Consider the following 18,942-nt stretch of genomic DNA (forward strand, 5'->3'; position numbering starts at 1 on the left):
TACAAGCCATACAATGAGGCTGTCAACAAAAATACGACTGCAAAGGAGATTGACGACAATGAAAAAGACATTAACTACAACTGCTTTAGGTGCTGTACTTACCTTCGCCTCTTTGGGATCTGCATTCGCGGCTGAGGTTCCAGCACAATCTATCGGACAACTGGCAGCAACTGCTATTAAGGTAAAGGCAACAAGTAATCTTGATGAAACTTCTAAAGAAAAGTAAAAGCGATTTTCGAGCAAATGCAGAAGGGAACGCTTACGAAAGAGCAAGCGAAAGCTCAGCTGCAAGAGCTTGGCGTCGATGTGGAGTTTGGTATCAAAGGAGATCATGACGGCATCAAGTTTAAATTAGGCAAAGTGAATTCTGTTAATCTCGATGACGCCACCAAAGAAAAGGTAAAAGCGATTCTTGAGCAAGCTCAAGCCGGTTCCCTTACGAAAGAACAAGTGAAAGCTCAACTGCAAGAGCTCGGCATCGACATGGATGTGGATTTCAGCAAAGCAACTCATGGCGTAATGGTAAGCGCAGCAAAACTCGATAACCTTGACGAAGCTGCGAAAGAAAAGGTGAAGGCAATTCTTGAGCAAATGAGAACAGGAGCCCTTACGAATGAACAAGTAAAATCCCAACTGCAAGAGCTTGGCATCGACATGGATGTGGATTTCAGCAAGGGTCATTACTTCCAAGTAAAGATGGATAAATCGAAGATGGATACCCTTGATGAAGCAACCAAGGAAAAAGTGAAATCCATTCTTGACCAAATGAAAGCGGGGACGCTTACCGAAGAACAAGTAAAAGCTCAGCTTCAAGAGCTTGGCATCAATATAGAAGTGAAGTCCGGCATGGTTAACGGCATGACGAAAGACGGAAATAAAGTGATGAAGGTAGTTAAGTTTGATGATGCTGCTGCCCAGCAAAAGATGTAAGCCCGTTTTGATCAATCAAGAGAAGGGCTTCGTGGTTAGAAGCGGGATTTTTGAACTACCTCTTCAAATGAATGTTCAAAAAGATCGGTTTTCAGCACCAAGAAGGTTGCTTGAACTCGAAGAAGGAAGCGCGGAGTGTAGGCAAGACTACATGAGCACTGGACTTCGAGAGTGAATGCAAGATTCGACGTAGAGATCCTTCCTGTACAGCTTCGTGATTAAAAGCGGGCTTTTTGAACTACCTCTAAAAAAGAAAGCGAGGGATGTTAGATGGTAAAAAGCATTGTATATAACGTTCGGGAGGAACATTTCAGCGCCTAGCGCATGATGCAATGGATTGAGCCCAATACATGACGACGCTAGAGTCGCTTGAAACGTCTGTCTCTCCCGAACTTGACCATGCCGCAATGTCGTTCATTCGCAGGTACAACCAAGTTCACTATGAAGCGGCTAAATGCCGCATACAAGGGAGAATTCAGATTGGAAACAATAAAACCTAATGACAACACACTGGATACACAACTCATGGTAGATACTTGCTCACAGCAAGAGCCTCTGCTAGAGAGCAGCACACTCGATATCGAAGATGGATTTCATAGCACAATCAAGGATCTGCGTGATCTTGGTTTCGATGAAGCTTGGAACAACACGTGGGAGTCTTGGCTGAATGAGCTTTCAGAGTCTGCTGCACGCCGTTTTGCAGGACAGCTCGTGCCCGCACGCGTTGCGCTGGCGCATAAGCATCTCTATCGCGTTATTGGCACCGATGGAGAATGGCTTGCAGAGCTGTCTGGACAGGCACGTGCCGGAATGGCAACACTTAGCGATTGGCCGACCGTCGGCGATTGGGTCGCTGTGGCGCCTCGGCATGCAGAAGGACGCGCAACGATTGTAGGCGTACTGCCTCGCCGCAGCATGTTCGGACGCAAGGTAGCCGGGGGCAGACGCGATACGCAGATCGTTGCGGCGAACGCAGACCTCGCCCTGCTCGTTACCTCCATGTCTCGCGACTTCGAGCCGCGGCGCTTGGAGCGTTATGCCGCTCTAGCATGGGACAGTGGCGCCATGCCTGCTGTCGTGCTGACGAAAGCGGACGAGGTGGACGACCCTGAGCTCTTCGAGGCACAAGCGATGCAGGCCGTTCCCGGCGTCGATGTGTTCTGCGTCTCTGCCATGACTGGCGAGGGCATGGATGATCTTCGCGCACGCATTGCCCCAGGCATGACTGTCGTGCTGGTTGGCTCCTCCGGTGTCGGCAAATCTACACTTGCCAACGCGTTGACGGGCACCGAGCAAATGCTGACGCAAGCTGCGCGTGCAGACGATGACCGCGGCCGCCACACCACAACGCATCGTGAGCTTCTGCGTTTGCACAACGGCGCCTGGCTCATTGACACGCCAGGCATGAGAGAAGTAGCTATGACGGCTATCGATAGTGAGGGCTTGTCGCACACCTTTGAGGATATCGAAAGCCTTACTGCACAATGCAAATTCAGCGATTGCAAGCATGAGCGCGAGCCCGGCTGTGCCGTACGCGGGGCTATCGATACCGGCGAGCTTGATGCAAACAGGCTGCGCAGCTATCATAAGCTCCAGCGGGAAATCGCATACATGCACCGCTCAGAAAATGCCCAGCTTGCCCGTCAATATGTGCAGAACAATAAAAAGCTGTCAAAATGGAGCAGCCGTGTAAGCAAGCGCCGTTGATAGCAAGTATCGAACATGAGAATGGTATCACTGCAAGTATAAAAAGCGTCAGCGCAAATACAAAAGGGAAGCCTCTGCAAAAGAGACTTCCCTTTTCTAGTTTATTCATTTATATAACTGCTCGTATTGGTCTGTTTAAAATACTGCGCGCAGTTATAACGAATTCGTACCAATTAACGCAGGAGGCATACTGCCGCGAAGCGTGGTCTTACTGCGATTCCAATCGCACGCGTGAAGACGAGGATGGTACAACAGATACGGATTTTCCGAACGCTTCTGCGAAGTTCCATATCTCGCCATGCGCTAATACGCATACTCGCTCTTGGGCAATCCCCCGTTTTACCCGTTCTGCTTCCAGCCGATCCAGCGCCTCCTTCGGCGTATCGTCAGCCAACTTAAAGGCCCCATAATGCATCGGGATCATCTTTGCCGCCTTTACATCCTCGAAAGCTTGCAGCGCTTCTTCTGGCGAGACATGCTGCTGCGACATGAACCATTCCGGCTCATAGGCTCCGATAGGCAACAAAGCGACATCAATGCGGAAGCGCTCGCCAATTAGCTCAAACCCGCGAAAATATCCACTATCGCCCGCAAAATATATTGTTTCATATGCGGCACCCTGTTCCTCTTTATACGGAAGGGCGTCACTCGATTTCCTGCATGAAGAAACTGAAAGTTCTGAAGCACCTTTAGTTGTACTTCGTTTCGTCGCCTTTGCATCCCTCGATACATGCTCCAAAACGTACCCGCCCCAATGAGAGCGATTCATATCCGTCAATGTCCGCCGTGTCCAGTGCTGTGCCGGCACGAACGTAATTTTCACCCGTTCTGCGATTGTCAGATGCTCCCACCATGCCAGCTCATGTACATTGGAAAAGCCTTTGCGCTTCATCTTCCCAAGCAGACCATCCGGTACAATTACCTTGGTTTGAGGCCCTGTCAATTTCCGTAATGACTTTATATGCAGATGATCGTAGTGAGAGTGTGAAATAATAACGATGTCCACAGGAGGCATTTTTTCAATCGGAATGCCCGGCGGAGCAAGTCTGGCTTGCGTCGCCATTCTTGTGGCCCAGATTGGATCCGTTACAATATTCAAGCCGCCTATTTGCAGCAGGAAGGTCGAATGACCGATCCACGTAATCGTTGTCTCTGTTTGATTGGTGTTCAAAAATGCTATGTCCGGCTCTACATTCGGTACGACATAGGAATAATCCTTCGTCTTTAATCTATCCTTGCGCTCAGCTTGCCAACGCCGAAATTGATTCCATGCTTTAACCGTTGTCACATCGTCCATGTTGACGTAATAGCGCTTCATAAGCACCACCTCATTTGCGAATAGTTCGGATCGAATGACAAGGGCTATTCTGTTCCCTTGCAATTGGAGCAAATGTCGATCAAACCGCATCCTCCCTTTAGCATACCAGAACCTTTCTACAGCACCAAATTTACAGCAGAAGCCCTTCTTCTCATGCCGATATGTTAAGCTGCTCACTTCCTGACGACATCCTTCCATCCTATGCACGTTATTATCTGTTGGTCGAGTGATGAAGACTATGTATTGCCCTAAATGATTAGCTCCAACACTATTTATGAAAAATGTCATTTTGCTTTCGCTGCACCAGTACTGGCATGTTGACACTATCAAGCTTATCCCTCTTCATTGTTCCTCACACTCCGATACGATACAATAGAAGCAAACCACACGCCAACGGAGGTGCATGTCAATGAACTTAATCACAATTGAACCGACTCCAAGTCCGAATTCTATGAAGCTGCACTTGGACGAAACACTGCCTGCCGGCATTCGACGTACCTATTCAGAAGATAACCGACGCTCCGCTCCTCCGATTATCGCCAAGCTTGCTTGATATCGAGGGCGTAAAGAGCGTATTCCATACTGCCGATTTTATCGCACTTGACCGTTTTCCGAATGCCGACTGGGCTCGCATCCTTGAAGAGGTGCGCGGTCTGTTCGGACAATCCCAAGCGGATAGCACGCAAGAGGACGATCTGGTTTCCTGGACATCCTTCGGGGAAGCACAAGTATACGTTCAATACTTCCGCAGCATTCCGATGCAAATTCGGGTTCAAGCCAATGGACAAGAAGAACGCGTAGGTCTGTCCGATCGCTTCGTACGAGCAGTAACCGAAGTTGCGAGCGCTACCCTCATTAAGGAACGCAAGCTTAGCGACTACGGCATCCGTTACGGAGAGCTTGCCGATATCGCTCGTGAAGTTGAACAGGAGCTTGAGGCCGCCTATACCGAAGAACGAGTGGCCTCCCTTGTAAAGCAAGCCATTGCGAAGGGTCGTACGGATGAGCCATTCATTGAGGAACGCCGAGAATGGTCGGATGAAGAATTGAAGCAGCATCTGAACAATCCAGATTGGCGCATGCGGTATGCGGCCTTGGATCGGATGGAGCCGACACCGGAGAGACTGGAACTTATTGCGAAGGCTCTTCATGACGAGCAAAGCCAGATCCGTCGTCTCGCTGTAGTATACTTAGGAGAAATCAAAACCGAAGAATGCATGCCGCTCCTTATCGAAGCGCTTCAGGATGCATCTGTAAGCGTTCGACGCACAGCTGGAGATACGCTATCTGATATCGGCGATCCAATCGCAATCGAGCCGATGATTATAGCTTTGCAGGATAAAAATAAACTCGTCCGCTGGCGCGCAGCCCGCTTCCTCTATGAAGCCGGCGATGAGCGTGCGCTGACAGCACTTGAGCAGGCCGCACAGGATAACGAGTTCGAGGTTGCCCTGCAAGCACGCATGGCAATCGAGCGCATTCGCTCCGGCGAAGAGGCAGTCGGCACCGTATGGCAGCAGATGGCTCGGCTGCGCGGACTAGACAATCAGTCATCTAAATAATTGATAAGGCCATAGGGCAGCAATCCGTGTGCAAGCACTGGAAAGCTGCTCTTTTTTATTTATTCAATCCTATCGGCACATTCCTGATCAACATACTGTTTAAATGCCCCAATTTCCAGCCTCACGCAAGATTTTTAACACTTTTTTCATTTGCCTATTGTATTAAGTGTATCAAGTGATATAATACACTACATACAAGTGATACACCGAAGGAGGGAGCTCATTGAATGACGTGATTGTTGGCGGAATGCGATTCACGTTGGACTTAAGCAAACCACTATACGAACAAGTACTTAATCAAATCCGAAGCTCCATCGCGAAAGGGGAAATCGCATTGGGTGAGAAAATTCCTTCTGTCCGAGAGCTTGCACAAGCTCTGAAGATTACACCGAACACCGTCATGCGCGCCTACCAAGAACTCGAACGGGATCAATTGACGGAGACGCGCCGGGGACAAGGGACATTTATTACGTCGAATGCTGAGGCAGTTGCAAGCATACGCACTTCTTTGGCTGAAGAAGCGATACAAGAGTTTTTATCGAAAATGTACAGCATTGGATTTACATTGGACGATATTCAGCACCTATTAACGCATAAGGGAGGACAAGAAGGATGAGTCAGTCCATTGCAATACGGGCCGAACATATTACGAAGCGCTACGGAAAGAAGCTGGCCCTGCACAATTTCTCGCTCGAAATACCGGCAGGCAAGGTTATCGGTATTTTGGGAGCGAATGGAGCGGGCAAGTCCACTCTATTCCGCATGATTACCGGACTCATACAGCCGGATCAAGGCAAACTGGAAGTTCTTGGACGTACGCCTGGATGGCAGACGAACCGTGATATCTCCTATTTGCCCGATCGTGCCCGCTGGTTCGAGGGGCATACCGTGAAGCGCGCTTTGGATTGGGCCGAGAACCTTCTTCCGAATTTTGAACGGGAGCGGGCCGATGCGCTTGTCGCCTTCATGAAGCTGGATCAGGATATGCCAACGCAGGGCATGTCACGCGGGCAAGAGGCAAGGTTAATGCTAACCATTTGCATGGCACGCCATGTTCCGTTGCTCATCTTGGATGAACCGTTCTCCGGCATCGATCTACTGTCCCGCGAGCGGATCATTGCATCGATTATCGACAATTTGACCGTACGCGATCAGACCGTTCTTATTAGTACCCATGAGATTCACGAGACAGAAGGGATATTCGATTATGTCGTATTCATAGATAACGGCCAAGTACTGCTTCAGGGCGACGTTGAAACACTGCGCAGCGAACATGGCTCGATGGAATCGCTGTACCGCAATTTGTATCGTCACAAGGAAGGAGAATAGAAATGGATTTACGTGCAATGTTTTTCTTGGCCAAAGATGAGCTTAAGCGCCGCAGTCATAAAGCAAAATCCAACAATAATAAATGGGCTCTTGTATACTGGGCGATTGGAATCATCCTTTTATTCGTGTTTATCACTATGAACGCCAAGCATTTTGAACCGAATAGCATTCTGATCATCACCATCGGGTTCCCTTATATGACATTCGTGCTGGGATACGGGCTTGTAAAGCGGGAATGGAAAAACGGAACCATCGGCTGGTGGCTGACGCTTCCTTATTCGAGAAGCACACTGATCCTATCCAAGTGGTTTGTCAGTTCATTCATGTCTTTCATGTTCTATGTAATGGCTTGGCTCGCTATGCAGTTGTTCGTTATCTACGCACTGCTCGTAAAAGGGACTTTGAGCTTAGCCATGTATGGCGTATTTCTGGAGGAATCTATGATTTGGTACGGCATCATCATGCTGACCATTCCCGTTATGAGCGCGTTCGGCATTCTAACGAGTATCGTATCCCGTTCCAGCTTGAAGCCATTAACGCCTATTCTATGGATCGTTTACGGATTGACGGGTAACTCCATCTTCTGGTTAACTCGGCTGGATCGTGCCCAAGTTTCTGGGGATAATGTCACTTTCAACATACTATCCGTGTTATCAGCAGATCAAATCGGTATAATCGCAGCAGCATTCTTAATAATGACTATTCTGTTTATTAGTGCCTCTTCTGCATTAATGAAAAAAGAACTCATTTCCCAATAATCTGGGATTTTCAACTATCGGAATTTGGAACTCGCTTGAATTAAGGAGGAACCTGTATGTCATTGGCAATTGAAGTATCGAACTTGCACAAAAAGTATGGCAGCCACACTGCATTGAACAATATTTCATTTCAAGTCCGTCCGGGAATTTGCTTCGGCCTACTCGGCCCCAACGGCGCCGGCAAATCGACAACGATGAAGATCATCTCTGGCATTCTCCAGCCGAATAGTGGCGCTTTGCATGTATTTGGGATAGATGCAGTCAAAGAAGCCGCAAAGGTACGGAACATAATCGGTTATGTCCCCCAAGGCATCACCTTGTATGAGAAGCTCAGCGCGTACGATAATTTGAAGTTTTTTGGAGAAATGTATGGCTTAAAAGGAAGCCCGTTGAAGGAACGCATCTCAACCGTTTTGACACAGGTCGGGCTTCTGGATCGCGCCAAGGACGCCGTTGGCACCTTCTCTGGTGGTATGATGCGCCGCGTGAATATCGCTGCTGCACTCCTCCACCGTCCGAAGCTGCTTGTTCTTGATGAACCTACTGTCGGCATTGACCCACAATCGCGCAATCATATATTCGAAATGATCCGCAAGCTGAAGCAAGAAGGGGTATCCATCATATACTCGACTCACTATATGGAAGAAGTCGAAGCACTCTGCGAGGAACTCGCCATCATCGATCACGGTTCTGTTATCGCCCAAGGCGGTCTGCATGAGTTGCTTGCGCAGTATGGAACTAATTCCGTATATGTCGAAATGGATAAACAAGCTGCGATTTCCTTCGACTCGATTCCCGGTACAGTGACTGCCCAAGAAAAGGGCTGGATTATTGATACCGACGATACACTCAAGACGATGAACAGCGTGTCTGCACATTGTCTAGAGAATCATGTAAAGGTTACTCATCTCGAAATCGTTCAACCTTCATTGGAGACCGTGTTCTTGAATTTGACGGGAACGTCCCTTCGGGATGCTTAATAGAAGCTCAGACCGAGAAACATGTATAGGAGTGTAACTTTCAAGGAGGAGAAACCGAATGATTACCAGCTTTACTCGCAAGGAGATTCAATTGCTGTTTAAGGAAAAGGGGACATTTTTCTGGCTGATTCTGATGCCGATTATCTTTATTGTTGTGTTTGCTTCTGTTTTCGGGAATATGGGGAATTCCAGCATCACGTTAAATTATGTCGATCAGGATCAGTCCCCCGCTTCGAAAGCGATTGTAGCATCGTTAGCCAAGGTGCAAGGTTTTCAACTGAAGGAAGATACAGAACGCACGATTGATCAGCAAATCGCAAGCATCCGTGACGGTAAGCAATCTTCACTGCTTCTAATTCCGCAAGGCTTCGAAGCAAGCATGAAATCGGGCAAGACTCTAGCTGAATTGACGCTTTATCGCGATGAGAATGACAACACATCAACAGCTCCTATTAAGGCTCTGCTTGGGCGAATCGTCGATGAGCAGCGTCAGGCGAGCGCTGCGGAGCAGCTTGCAGGCAAAGGAATTACGGGCGAGGAAATGAAGCAAATCTTTACTCCCCCAATGACCGTTAAGGAGCAAATGGAGAATGTTGTTCCCGTAGATATGATTAGTCAAGTGGTTCCTGGTTATACCGTTATGTTCGTATTCTTCATTATTATCTCAATGGTGCGCCGCTTCATACGCGATAAAGAAAGCGGAATGACGGCGCGTTTGTGCAGTACACCCATGAAACCTTTGACTTATTTAGTCGGCATGTGGGTTCCTTATATTATCGTCGTACTCTTCCAAAGCGCGGTGCTGCTGTCGTTCGGGCATTTTGTATACGGCATGCGGCTTGGCGATGTGCTGGCAGTTGGGCTTATCATTGCGGCGCTTGGTATCTGTGTAACTGGCCTCGGCCTTCTGATTTCCCTTATCGCAAAGGGAGAGAATCAAGGCCTTGCTATGACACAATTAATCGCGCTTGGCGGAGCCATGATCGGCGGACTCTGGTTCCCGCATGAGATGATGCCGAAGTTCATGCAAACGATCGGCCACATGCTCCCTCAATATTGGGCGCAGGATGCACTGAAGCGCATTATCTCGCATGGTGCTCATGTACCGGACGTATGGCTGAATGCTATCATCCTGCTCGGTATCGGAATTATCGCACTCGCACTCGCTTGGGCGCGTTACCCTCGCTTCATGAAGCAATCGATCGGTTAGTCAAGGTCGAAATACGAGACAATCCTGAAATAGAAAAAGCTCTCCGCGATTAATACGGAGAGCTTCTGACTTTCGTATATGGAATTAGTTTATTGCAGGCTCCGCCTCGCCAGCCAATTGCTCGCGGACGAACTCTTCAATCGAAATGGTACGCTTCTCCAGGCGCGCCTTTTCCGCAGCGAAGGACATCATATGGCTTTGTACCGAAATGTCTGCCGATGTGCGCCCCTGAATTGCACCTCCTGCTTGTACCAGCTTTAGGAAGTCCTTCACAAGGCCTTGGTCGCCGCCGCCGTGGCCTACATGTCCGCCTGGCGCTTGCAGACTGAGCAGTTCTCTGAAACCATTTTTAAAATGGATAATTTCAATTTCGTTCTTTTCCATATGAGCGCGGATTTCACCAGTCGTTCCCATCAACTTCAACGTGCGGCCAGAGTCATACGTGAAGGCCGTCATCGTGAATACCGCGGTTACCTCATTCGCGAATTCCATATTCACCACTTGATGGTCTACCACATCATTGTTGCAATGGTAGACGCAGCGGCCGTACGGGCCTTCCTTTAAGGCTTGCAGGCGGGATTCATAACTTATATCATCTGCAATTACTGATGTTGGCCAGCCGATATCATCTGTCAAATACCACTTTGGCGCATAATACGGGCACTCATCAGCCACAGCGCATCCATCCAGACAGCGTTTCGTTGCGCCTTCTGGAGCCTCTTCCGAACGAAAGTGAGACAAGGCACCGAAGGAGGATACATGGGTACATTCAGCACCAGCCAGCCACAGCAGGATGTCCATATCATGACAAGACTTCTGCAGGATCATCGGTGAGGACTCTGCGGAATTGCTCCAATTCCCGCGGACGAAACTGTGCGCCTGATGCCAGTACGCCACATTTTCATTATGCTGAATGGACATAAGGCGGCCGATTCTTCCTTCCTCCAGCAGCTGCTTTAGCGTAGAGAAGAAGTTCGTATAACGCAGTACGTGACAGATAGAGAAAACGAGGCCTCTCTTCTTCGCTTCTTGTCCCATCTTAATACATTCTATTGGCTCAGGAGACATTGGCTTTTCTAGCATAACATGATAGCCTGCGCCCAATGCTGCCATAGTAGGCTCATAATGCATCTTATCCTGTGTGCAAATAAATACAGCGTCAGCAAGCTTTGGCTGCGAGAACAGCTCTTCCCACGAAGAAAATTGGCGTTCTGCCGGAATACCGTGCTTATCTGCAATGCGCTGACGACGAGCTGCACTCGGATCCGCCACAGCGACAACTACCATTTCAGTTGAGCGGCCAATTGCGTAATCGGTATAGATTTCACCACGTTGACCTGCCCCTAGCAATGCTACAGTAACCTTCTTCATTTCCTATGCCTCCCTACAGTGTCTGTCGATGGTTAATACGGAAGTTTCCCAACTTGCTTTCTCTTTGCATCCATCTTATACCATGTGCGAAACCGCTTGCAAGGAGTAAAATTCCTTTTTTAAATATATTTTTGGATATTTCAGCTCAAATGTTTGATTTCATACACAACTCTCTCTCTACTTGCACTTATACTTTCTGCCTATTTCTACTTTTTAACATTGAACTTACAACCTAGTTTCTTTATACTTAGCGAATATAGGCAACAATGATGGCTATGCCATCTTCATAGTGCAACAAATCCTCATCCTATTCCACGATGAGGTAGAGGTTGCGGTTGTTAAGAGTACATTCGCGGAGGCAGGAAGAGCCGATGATTCGAATGAAAAGGAACTACCGCCGAAGTTCGCGTTATCCGCTTCCGGTACGCGTGCTGGGGTCGCTGTCTAATAGGCACGGCACTGTCATATGAAGATTACCCGTCTACGTATGATGCGCTATCTTTAAGGAAGGGTATGATGGGGACGGTCAGACCGTTTGAACGTATACGCTTCAGCGGTTTTTTTATGTTCTCCGCTCCTTTCCGGCAATACTAAGATTTAGAACAGGAGTGAGTGACTTGAGTCAGCAACAGAAAGAGCAAGGGCTTCGCAGAAGCCTGAAAACACGCCACCTCACCATGATTGCGCTCGGCGGCTCAATCGGTACTGGTTTATTTCTTGCCAGCGGCGGAGCTATAGCGCAAGCAGGTCCCGGAGGTGCGCTGCTCGCATATGCAGCAGTCGGCATCATGGTATATTTCTTAATGACGAGCCTTGGCGAACTTGCAACATACATGCCGGATTCCGGCTCATTCAGCACATACGCCTCACGATTCGTCGACCCAGCCTTCGGCTTCGCGCTCGGCTGGAACTTCTGGTTCAACTGGGCGATTACAATCGCCTCTGAATTAGTCGCAGCTACATTGATCATTAAATATTGGTTCCCGAACAGCAACTCCTTCCTATGGAGCTTCCTGTTCCTAAGCATCATCTTTCTGTTAAATTATATCTCTGTTAAAGGATACGGAGAGTCTGAATATTGGTTCGCCATTATTAAAATAACGACAGTTGTTATCTTCCTAATTACAGGCGTATTGATGATATTCGGCATCATCGGCGGAGAACGCATCGGATTCGAGAACTTCCATATCGGCGACGCACCGTTCCATGGCGGATTCTTTACGATTCTTGGCGTATTTATGGCTGCCGGATACTCCTTCCAAGGAACCGAGCTTGTCGGTGTTGCTGCAGGCGAAAGTGAGAACCCAAGCGAGAGTGTGCCCCGTGCCATTCGCCAAGTATTCTGGCGCATTTTGCTATTCTATATCCTGGCGATCTTTATTATCGCAATGATTATTCCATATACTCATCCAAGCTTGCTGTCCAGTGAAGTAAACAACATCAATGCGAGCCCATTTACGCTCGTATTCGAGAAGGCCGGTTTCGCATTCGCCGCTTCGGTTATGAATGCAGTTATCTTGTCCTCTGTGCTGTCTGCGGGCAACTCTGGCATGTATGCATCAACGCGCGTGCTCTGGGTACTTGCGAAGGAAGGCAAAGCGCCTAAGTTCCTTGGCAAGCTGAATAAGCGCGGTGTACCTGTCAATGCCTTGATTATGACGAGTATTATCGGTATGATGGCGTTTCTAGCCAGTTTCTTCGGAGATGGAATTGTCTATACATGGCTGTTAAATGCATCTGGCATGTGTGGATTCATCGCTTGGCTCGGCATTGCGGTCAGTCATTATCGATTCCGTCGGGCCTTCAACACGCAAGGCCATGATTTGAAGGAACTGCCTTATCGTGCCCGCTTCTTCCCGTTCGGACCGATCTTTGCCTTCGTACTGTGTATGTTCGTCGTACTGGGTCAGAACTACCAAGCCTTCCTTGGGGAAGCAATCGATTGGAAAGGGCTGATAATGACCTACATTGGTCTGCCGCTCTTCTTGATCGTATGGTTCGGCTATAAGTGGAAGAATCGTACAAAGGTGATCCCACTTCAGGACTGCAAGTTTGATCACAAATAAATTACATTGCATAGAATAAGGCCCTGCCTCACGCGTTAGTCACGTGTGAAGCAGGGCCTTTTATTATTCTACATCAAAATCTTTACCTCGGTTGCGACTCCACCCTTCTTATTTCTGGAGCTCAATATCAACAAGAAGGTCGTCACTGTTATTCAACACAGATACTCTATATTCGAACGGTGTAGACAACCCTAGCTTGTCCATCATATCATGCAGATCAGCGCGAAGCTGAAGCTCGCTGCCTGTATAACGAACCTGGAACTGCTCCCGCCTCACCTTCTGTGCAGACTGATAGCGTTCCACAAGGTCACTTACATTCTTGACCTCCCGTTCTGGAAGCAGCACGTCCGGACTCCAGCCGCGTTCCAGCTCTTTAACAAAGGAACGCATGCCTTGATCTGTCCCTTGATGCATTTGCTCTAGCGCTCGCTCATATGGGACATCAGCCTTCGGAAGCTCCGCACTTTCGTTCCAATCGTGATCGGTTCTCATTTCCGCATCTGTACGCATATAGTACGTGTAGCGCACCAGCTTCCCGCGATCCGGGAGCGGGTCATCCCATGTTGCATCCACATGATACCACTGCCCATCCAGTTCAATCAGGTTCCACGCATGCAGCAGCCCGCCCGCCTTGCCTTCGACGATCTTGGAAGGAATATTAGCCTCTTCAAGCATAGCCTGCATAAGCAGTGCATATCCTTGACATACAGTTGTACCCTCGGTTAACGCCTCATAGGCGGTGAATTTCGTCATACTTTCATCATAGGCAACGTGACTGACAATATAATCATGAATCGCTTTTACTTTTACATGTGGGGATTGTCCCGCATTCGTAATTCGGCTCACAATTTCTTTCGCTTGCTGCCTTACATATTGTGACTGCTCGTACGTTTCGCGATAGTCTACATACACATTGACTACAGCGGAATCTGTGCTCCCCTTCCATTGATAAGAGTATCTGCTGACATTGTACCGAATGAACGGATCCGAATATAAGGCAGCCGATAAAGATTGACCGGCCATTTCGGTTAACGACTTCGTGTCACCTTCATATCGGAACGAGATTACCGTTTCTCTTCGTGTAAATTGCTCGCTTAGCCATCGGCTCATTTCTGCTTGACTATGTAAGGCAATCATCGAGGAGCGAGCCTCAACCGTGGGCCATAAGGCAAAGCCGACCACTATTCCTAGCAAAACACTTCCGAGCATAAGCAGCCGGAAGATAGAGAACTTTGGGAATCGAATCCATTTCCTCACTTGGCCCCGCCTTTGCCGCTCCAAGCGGGATGGAACCTCTGAATCAATGTACATGCCTTCACCACCTTCGCATCAGCGGAACAGATCCGCCTTTGTGTGCTAGGTAGCGTAACATAGTGCTATCGCAAATACTGTCTAGTTATAGCACTCTAGTAGCGAGTGAGAATTCGCTGCCTTTCTGTTGTGCTCGACAAGCTGCGGCAGCAAGAGCCGGGAATTGCATCGTATTGCGGAAAATCATAGCGATGAAGACATGAGGAATATGACGAGTGGTAGCGAACAGATGGAGCATTTGCCTATAAAAAATTAAAAAGTTACATAGAATCTGTTAAAAGTGAAAAACGAAGAAGCCCACTCTGCGCCAAGAAGCAACTTGGATGACAAAGATGGGCTTATGAGCTTGCTAACTATTCGTTTATTTTCAATTGGCGCTTGAAGAACGGGATTACTTCCGTCCAAAAACGTGGGTCCGTCTCCGAGCAGCTATGTCCGTTCGTATCGACAATCAGATGCGGCTGCTTATAGGGCAAGCGCTCAATAAGCTGCTCCAATTCCGTTGGAGGAATGAATCCATCCTGCCGTGAATGAATCATGTAGACAGGAGTATCCCCTTGCGTGCGCTCATAGTGTGCCGCTAATAGTTGTGCGACATCCAATCTGTCATATACGGAAACCGGAATGCGAGAACGATACAGCCAAATACGCGGAATGACCACTGCAAGCGGGAACGCCGGCAGCTTGCGCCGGCGAAGCTCAGCCTCCACTAAGGATAATGGACGGGATGGCATGGAATCCGTTACAATCGCCCGTACATTCAGTCCTTCCTCCAGTGCCAAAACAGCACCGAATCCCCCTAAAGAGTGCCCGAGAACTGCAATTCGATCTGGGTCTGCATCTGGCCGTTGGCGCACGTATCGAACCGCAGCCAGCATATCATCACGGAACAACAGCGCCGAAGGAGCCTTTACAGATCCACTCTCTCCATGGCTGGTCACATCATATACCAATACATTGAAACCCGCATCTGCCAGCGGGTCAGCGTATCTCATGACACGCGCTCGATTCGATCCCCACCCGTCGAGAAATGACGATAACCGGAGCACGCTTCGCAGGCGTATTCCCTTTGCCCCAGATGAACCAGCCTTGCAGTGTCGCAGTCCCTTGGAACACTACTCGATCAAAGGGACGGTCCGGTTCCTTTTGAATGGGAATCGGGCGCGGGGACTGGCTCTTCACAGCGAGCATCCAGGCACCGCTTGCCGCACTTCCAGCAAGAACAAGTGAACCTACTCCATATGTCCACAGCATTGTCATACATGATTCACCTCTCTTTACACACCATACCCACAGAACCGGCTGGATGTAAGCTGTATGTATATCATTAACGTAATCCTATAATCTCACACCCGATCATTCTCTATCGCTCTCTGGTTGACGGTAAATGAGAGCAGGGGAGCTTGCGCACCATGTCAACAAATTGACTTGCATTTACAGCCAGCGCTTCGTCATTGCCCGACAAGATATCATCCTTCGGAAGAAGCTTGGAGCCCAATCCGAATGCAGAAGCACCAGCGGCACCATATGAAGCTAACGTATGCAAATCAATTCCGCCTGTTGCAATCATCGGAATGTGCCCGAGAGGACCACGAACCTCCCGAACATATTCTGGACCAAGTGATCCTAGCGGGAACAACTTGACTGCCTTCGCACCCGCCTTCCATGCGCGCACGATCTCCGTTGGTGTCAATACCCCGGGCCATACATCGACGCCTCGTTCCGCCGCATATGCGATTACTTCCTCGTCCAAGTTCGGAGAGATCAGAAACTGTGCCCCGCACGTCAGGGCTTCACGAGCAGAGGCAATATCAATAACAGTGCCTGCACCGATATAAGCTCGCCCTGCAAATCGTTCACGCCAATGGGAAATGATTTCCGCAGCATCTGCTGTATTCATCGTTACTTCCATAAAGCGAATGCCGCCTTCCACAAGTGCCTCTGCGGCCATATTAGCCTGTTCAGCCGTTAACCCACGAAAAATCGCGATAATACGCTCTTGAAGCATCCGCTCAGTAATATCCGTACCCGAGAAGAAATCTTGGACATCCCGTACTGTCATCTGATCTACCTCCTTCTGCTTATTTCTCGTTTTTATTGGTACCATACATTTATAACGACACGTGACCAAGCTTCTCTGCACGACTCTTAGCAAATGCCGCACTGCCAATCACACCGCCGTCATCAATCAGTTCGCCCTGGCGAATCGTCAACCGTTCTAAATATCCATGATACACATACTGTTTTAGCGTATCCCGCAACGGCTTCAAAATTCGTTCGCCTGCAAGTGCACCTCCGCCTCCGATTACGATTACATCCGGACTGAGCAGGGAAATGGAATACGCTAATCCTTTTCCTAGCACCTGTCCGGTATAATTCATAATCTCGATCGCGAGCTGGTCGCCTTCATCGTATGCTTGCGAGACATGAGCTGCTGTCAGTTCACCGCGCTCATAAGGAGTGCGCAGCAAGCTCTCGCGACCCTGCTCAAGTGCTTCCTTCGCTTGACGAGCAATACCTGTAGCAGATACGACGGTCTCCAAACATCCCGTCAAGCCGCAGCCGCACGGCGTAGTCTCGCCATCAATGGCCACGTGTCCCAATTCACCCGCCATGAACCCGCTTCCATAGTGCAGTTCGCCATGAACAACCGTCGCTGCAGCGAGTCCTGTACCGATGGTGACACCATGAACAATCCCTGCACCTCGCCCCGCACCGCTCATCGCTTCTCCGAATATATACATTCGGACGTCATTATCAATAAAGACTGGCACCCCTACCTTTGCGCCAAGCCGACCAGAAACATCTACATTGTTCCACTTCAAATTCGATGCAAAAATACTTACGCCTCGCTCTGGATCAATAAAGCCCGGAATTCCTGCTCCTACCGCTACGAGAAGACTGCGATCTACCCCAGCCTTAACGAACAATTCATCGACCATCTCAGACATTTTGCTCAGGACATGCTCTACACCAAGGTCTGCTTCAGTTGGACGCTTCACCTTAGTTACCAGCTCATACTGCTCATTGACCAATCCACATACAATGTTCGTTCCGCCCAGATCAATCCCAACCATATACTGCATCATTGATCGCTCTCCTCGCCTTCCTATTCTTTCTGTTTGTCAGTACCCACATCGTACAATCCTCGCTTTGACCCTGTCAATGATTGCCTGCACTCTTTTAGCCGTCATGAATTCGCCTTAATTTCGCCTTAATATTGGAAATGAAATAACAGACGAACAGCCGTGAAAACGCTATAATAGATACTGTGATATGTATCACACGCCAAGAAAAAGGATAATTTCAGAGCCAGAAGATACCTGTCCTGTTTAGAGTCAACGTTTATGAAGAGGTGTATATCCATGACGTATGTAGATATTAGTTCGATCTCGCCACAATTATTCGTTACGATTTTATTTTTCCTGCTCATCGTTTGTCCACTGCTTAGTCTCGGCGTAGTGCGTTTATTCCAGCAACGTATAAAGGTAGGGATAACGTATATTGCATCCGCTATTATCTCTTACGTTATCTTTTTACTTGTGGCCGATTTCGTACATCGAACATGGAGCTAGCAGGCAGGAACTCATTCCACATGCGAAGACTCCTGCTATCTCGCATAAAAAAGACCGTTTTGAAGCAGTTCATCTGCCTCGAAACGGTCTTTTTTCTAATTATGATTTTCATGAATCCTATGAATTCGACTCTGTCTTGGCACCTTCACCATCTGTCTTCTCTGTGCCAGTTACGTGCATGCCCGCCTGCTTGTAAAACTCTGACTTCTTCACATTGAATGAATTCGTATATTCGTTAAACTTAATTTTCAACTGTTCGACTGCACGATAGGCCTCGTTGCGTTCAGAGACAGCTTTCGTAATAGTCTTCAGCTTTGTATCCTTTTGCTTCAACTCGTTGTACAGCGCCTGCTCTTGCTGAATCCATTTGCCGTACTTTTCATACATGGAAGTGAACGTTTCGTAGCGCTTCACATAAGCGTCGTACGCTTCTGTTGCCTGCTTCTTCAAGCCCTCTTCCTTCAGGTTGCTGATTGCGCCGTCAAGCTCGCCCATTTTCTTGCGAGCGTCATCAAGCGTATTTTTCAGCTGTTCCATTGCCTGCGTACGCTCTTCGAGCGCCTTGCTCGAATTGTCGATCAGCGTCTGTACATTGCGATTGTCCTGCTTGCCTTGAGACAAGATATTGTCGTATTGCTTGCTGTCCTTCGCTTCCAGTGTGCTCAGCGTCTTCACTGCTTCCGCAACGTTCGCTTCTGCAGCAGATGCCTTCTCGAAACCTTCAAATATTTGTGTCGTCGGTGCAGCACCGCATCCAGTCAAGCCAATAAGCAGAACGGATGCCAGCGCGGCAACGGCGGTTAGCTTTTTCCAACTTGCCAATGT

The 18,942-nt window shown here is 48.6% G+C and carries 18 protein-coding genes, 1 pseudogene and 1 riboswitch; of the genes and pseudogenes, 11 read left to right on the top strand and 8 right to left on the bottom strand.

The genetic code is table 11. The annotated features are described in order from the left end of the window. Positions 1–58: 58 nt before the first annotated feature. From PAV_RS34475 to rsgA, 3 genes are all read left to right on the top strand, one after another. Entirely contained in the window at positions 59–226 is a 168-nt protein-coding gene (locus PAV_RS34475) for a hypothetical protein (protein WP_005544057.1), read from the top strand. Between the two features lie 17 nt (positions 227–243). After that, positions 244–930, top strand: coding sequence for a hypothetical protein (locus tag PAV_RS05085; protein ID WP_005544058.1), 687 nt, complete (start codon positions 244–246; stop codon positions 928–930). A gap of 480 nt (positions 931–1,410) precedes the next feature. Then, entirely contained in the window at positions 1,411–2,637 is a 1,227-nt protein-coding gene (gene rsgA, locus PAV_RS05095; RefSeq protein WP_005544059.1) for a ribosome small subunit-dependent GTPase A, read from the top strand. Positions 2,638–2,845: 208 nt separating this feature from the next. On the opposite strand, the gene PAV_RS05100 is transcribed toward rsgA, so the two are convergent. Continuing rightward, a complete protein-coding gene (locus PAV_RS05100) occupies positions 2,846–3,955 on the bottom strand; it encodes an MBL fold metallo-hydrolase (RefSeq protein WP_051135080.1) in 1,110 nt (369 codons plus the stop codon). A gap of 409 nt (positions 3,956–4,364) precedes the next feature. On the opposite strand from PAV_RS05100, the pseudogene PAV_RS05105 reads away from it, so the two are divergent. The 6 genes and pseudogenes from PAV_RS05105 to PAV_RS05130 all read left to right on the top strand — a co-directional run bounded on the left by PAV_RS05105 (position 4,365) and on the right by PAV_RS05130 (position 9,794). Next, a pseudogene (locus PAV_RS05105) lies at positions 4,365–5,517 on the top strand (virulence factor). A gap of 223 nt (positions 5,518–5,740) precedes the next feature. After that, positions 5,741–6,133, top strand: a complete 393-nt coding sequence (locus PAV_RS05110) for a GntR family transcriptional regulator (protein WP_005544063.1) — start codon at positions 5,741–5,743, stop codon at positions 6,131–6,133. Continuing rightward, on the top strand, positions 6,130–6,846 hold the full coding sequence (locus PAV_RS05115; RefSeq protein WP_005544064.1) for an ABC transporter ATP-binding protein: 717 nt from the start codon (positions 6,130–6,132) through the stop codon (positions 6,844–6,846). Before PAV_RS05110 ends, PAV_RS05115 begins: the two co-directional genes overlap by 4 nt. A gap of 2 nt (positions 6,847–6,848) precedes the next feature. Beyond that, positions 6,849–7,604, top strand: a complete 756-nt coding sequence (locus PAV_RS05120) for an ABC transporter permease subunit (protein ID WP_005544065.1) — start codon at positions 6,849–6,851, stop codon at positions 7,602–7,604. Positions 7,605–7,660: 56 nt separating this feature from the next. After that, complete coding sequence (locus PAV_RS05125; protein WP_005544067.1) at positions 7,661–8,584, top strand: ABC transporter ATP-binding protein; 924 nt, start codon at positions 7,661–7,663, stop codon at positions 8,582–8,584. 58 nt (positions 8,585–8,642) lie between these two features. Beyond that, positions 8,643–9,794 (top strand): ABC transporter permease, encoded by a 1,152-nt coding sequence (locus tag PAV_RS05130; RefSeq protein ID WP_005544069.1) that lies wholly within the window; start codon positions 8,643–8,645, stop codon positions 9,792–9,794. A gap of 84 nt (positions 9,795–9,878) precedes the next feature. Here the strand turns inward: PAV_RS05130 and PAV_RS05135 are convergent, their stop codons facing one another. Beyond that, a complete protein-coding gene (locus PAV_RS05135; protein WP_005544071.1) occupies positions 9,879–11,165 on the bottom strand; it encodes a Gfo/Idh/MocA family protein in 1,287 nt (428 codons plus the stop codon). A 315-nt stretch (positions 11,166–11,480) separates the two neighbouring features. After that, positions 11,481–11,671, top strand: a riboswitch (Lysine riboswitch). 111 nt (positions 11,672–11,782) lie between these two features. Here PAV_RS05135 and PAV_RS05140 point away from each other — a divergent pair. After that, positions 11,783–13,231: an amino acid permease gene (locus PAV_RS05140; protein WP_005544073.1), complete on the top strand. Its 1,449-nt coding sequence runs from the start codon at positions 11,783–11,785 to the stop codon at positions 13,229–13,231. Positions 13,232–13,339: 108 nt separating this feature from the next. Here the strand turns inward: PAV_RS05140 and PAV_RS05145 are convergent, their stop codons facing one another. The 5 genes from PAV_RS05145 to PAV_RS05160 form a co-directional block, all read right to left on the bottom strand. Beyond that, a complete protein-coding gene (locus PAV_RS05145) occupies positions 13,340–14,542 on the bottom strand; it encodes a transglutaminase domain-containing protein (RefSeq protein WP_005544075.1) in 1,203 nt (400 codons plus the stop codon). A gap of 353 nt (positions 14,543–14,895) precedes the next feature. Next, on the bottom strand, positions 14,896–15,537 hold the full coding sequence (locus PAV_RS05150) for an alpha/beta hydrolase (protein WP_005544078.1): 642 nt from the start codon (positions 15,535–15,537) through the stop codon (positions 14,896–14,898). Beyond that, the gene (locus PAV_RS35925; protein WP_005544080.1) at positions 15,524–15,802 is read right to left on the bottom strand and encodes a hypothetical protein; all 279 of its coding nucleotides are present in this window, start codon (positions 15,800–15,802) and stop codon (positions 15,524–15,526) included. The genes PAV_RS05150 and PAV_RS35925 overlap by 14 nt, the downstream gene beginning before the upstream one ends. A gap of 103 nt (positions 15,803–15,905) precedes the next feature. Further along, entirely contained in the window at positions 15,906–16,604 is a 699-nt protein-coding gene (locus PAV_RS05155) for a bifunctional 4-hydroxy-2-oxoglutarate aldolase/2-dehydro-3-deoxy-phosphogluconate aldolase (RefSeq protein WP_005544082.1), read from the bottom strand. Between the two features lie 49 nt (positions 16,605–16,653). Then, a complete protein-coding gene (locus PAV_RS05160) occupies positions 16,654–17,628 on the bottom strand; it encodes an ROK family protein (RefSeq protein ID WP_040735485.1) in 975 nt (324 codons plus the stop codon). A 279-nt stretch (positions 17,629–17,907) separates the two neighbouring features. On the opposite strand from PAV_RS05160, the gene PAV_RS05165 reads away from it, so the two are divergent. After that, positions 17,908–18,117, top strand: a complete 210-nt coding sequence (locus PAV_RS05165; protein WP_005544086.1) for a hypothetical protein — start codon at positions 17,908–17,910, stop codon at positions 18,115–18,117. A 117-nt stretch (positions 18,118–18,234) separates the two neighbouring features. Here the strand turns inward: PAV_RS05165 and PAV_RS05170 are convergent, their stop codons facing one another. Beyond that, on the bottom strand, positions 18,235–18,939 hold the full coding sequence (locus tag PAV_RS05170) for a YkyA family protein (RefSeq protein ID WP_005544088.1): 705 nt from the start codon (positions 18,937–18,939) through the stop codon (positions 18,235–18,237). Positions 18,940–18,942: the final 3 nt, after the last annotated feature.

This window comes from Paenibacillus alvei DSM 29, assembly GCF_000293805.1.
Classification (GTDB): Bacteria; Bacillota; Bacilli; order Paenibacillales; family Paenibacillaceae; genus Paenibacillus_B; species Paenibacillus_B alvei.

Excerpts from the sequence above, each read along its gene's own strand:
- PAV_RS05120 (WP_005544065.1), top strand. The coding sequence starts at position 6,849 with ATGGATTTACGTGCAATGTTTTTCTTGGCCAAAGATGAGCTTAAGCGC.
- PAV_RS05115 (WP_005544064.1), top strand. The coding sequence starts at position 6,130 with ATGAGTCAGTCCATTGCAATACGGGCCGAACATATTACGAAGCGCTAC.
- PAV_RS05150 (WP_005544078.1), bottom strand. The coding sequence starts at position 15,537 with ATGAGATACGCTGACCCGCTGGCAGATGCGGGTTTCAATGTATTGGTA.
- PAV_RS05130 (WP_005544069.1), top strand. The coding sequence starts at position 8,643 with ATGATTACCAGCTTTACTCGCAAGGAGATTCAATTGCTGTTTAAGGAA.
- PAV_RS34475 (WP_005544057.1), top strand. The coding sequence starts at position 59 with ATGAAAAAGACATTAACTACAACTGCTTTAGGTGCTGTACTTACCTTC.
- PAV_RS35925 (WP_005544080.1), bottom strand. The coding sequence starts at position 15,802 with ATGACAATGCTGTGGACATATGGAGTAGGTTCACTTGTTCTTGCTGGA.
- PAV_RS05155 (WP_005544082.1), bottom strand. The coding sequence starts at position 16,604 with ATGACAGTACGGGATGTCCAAGATTTCTTCTCGGGTACGGATATTACT.
- PAV_RS05125 (WP_005544067.1), top strand. The coding sequence starts at position 7,661 with ATGTCATTGGCAATTGAAGTATCGAACTTGCACAAAAAGTATGGCAGC.
- PAV_RS05165 (WP_005544086.1), top strand. The coding sequence starts at position 17,908 with ATGACGTATGTAGATATTAGTTCGATCTCGCCACAATTATTCGTTACG.
- PAV_RS05135 (WP_005544071.1), bottom strand. The coding sequence starts at position 11,165 with ATGAAGAAGGTTACTGTAGCATTGCTAGGGGCAGGTCAACGTGGTGAA.
- PAV_RS05100 (WP_051135080.1), bottom strand. The coding sequence starts at position 3,955 with ATGAAGCGCTATTACGTCAACATGGACGATGTGACAACGGTTAAAGCA.
- PAV_RS05160 (WP_040735485.1), bottom strand. The coding sequence starts at position 17,628 with ATGCAGTATATGGTTGGGATTGATCTGGGCGGAACGAACATTGTATGT.
- PAV_RS05085 (WP_005544058.1), top strand. The coding sequence starts at position 244 with ATGCAGAAGGGAACGCTTACGAAAGAGCAAGCGAAAGCTCAGCTGCAA.
- PAV_RS05145 (WP_005544075.1), bottom strand. The coding sequence starts at position 14,542 with ATGTACATTGATTCAGAGGTTCCATCCCGCTTGGAGCGGCAAAGGCGG.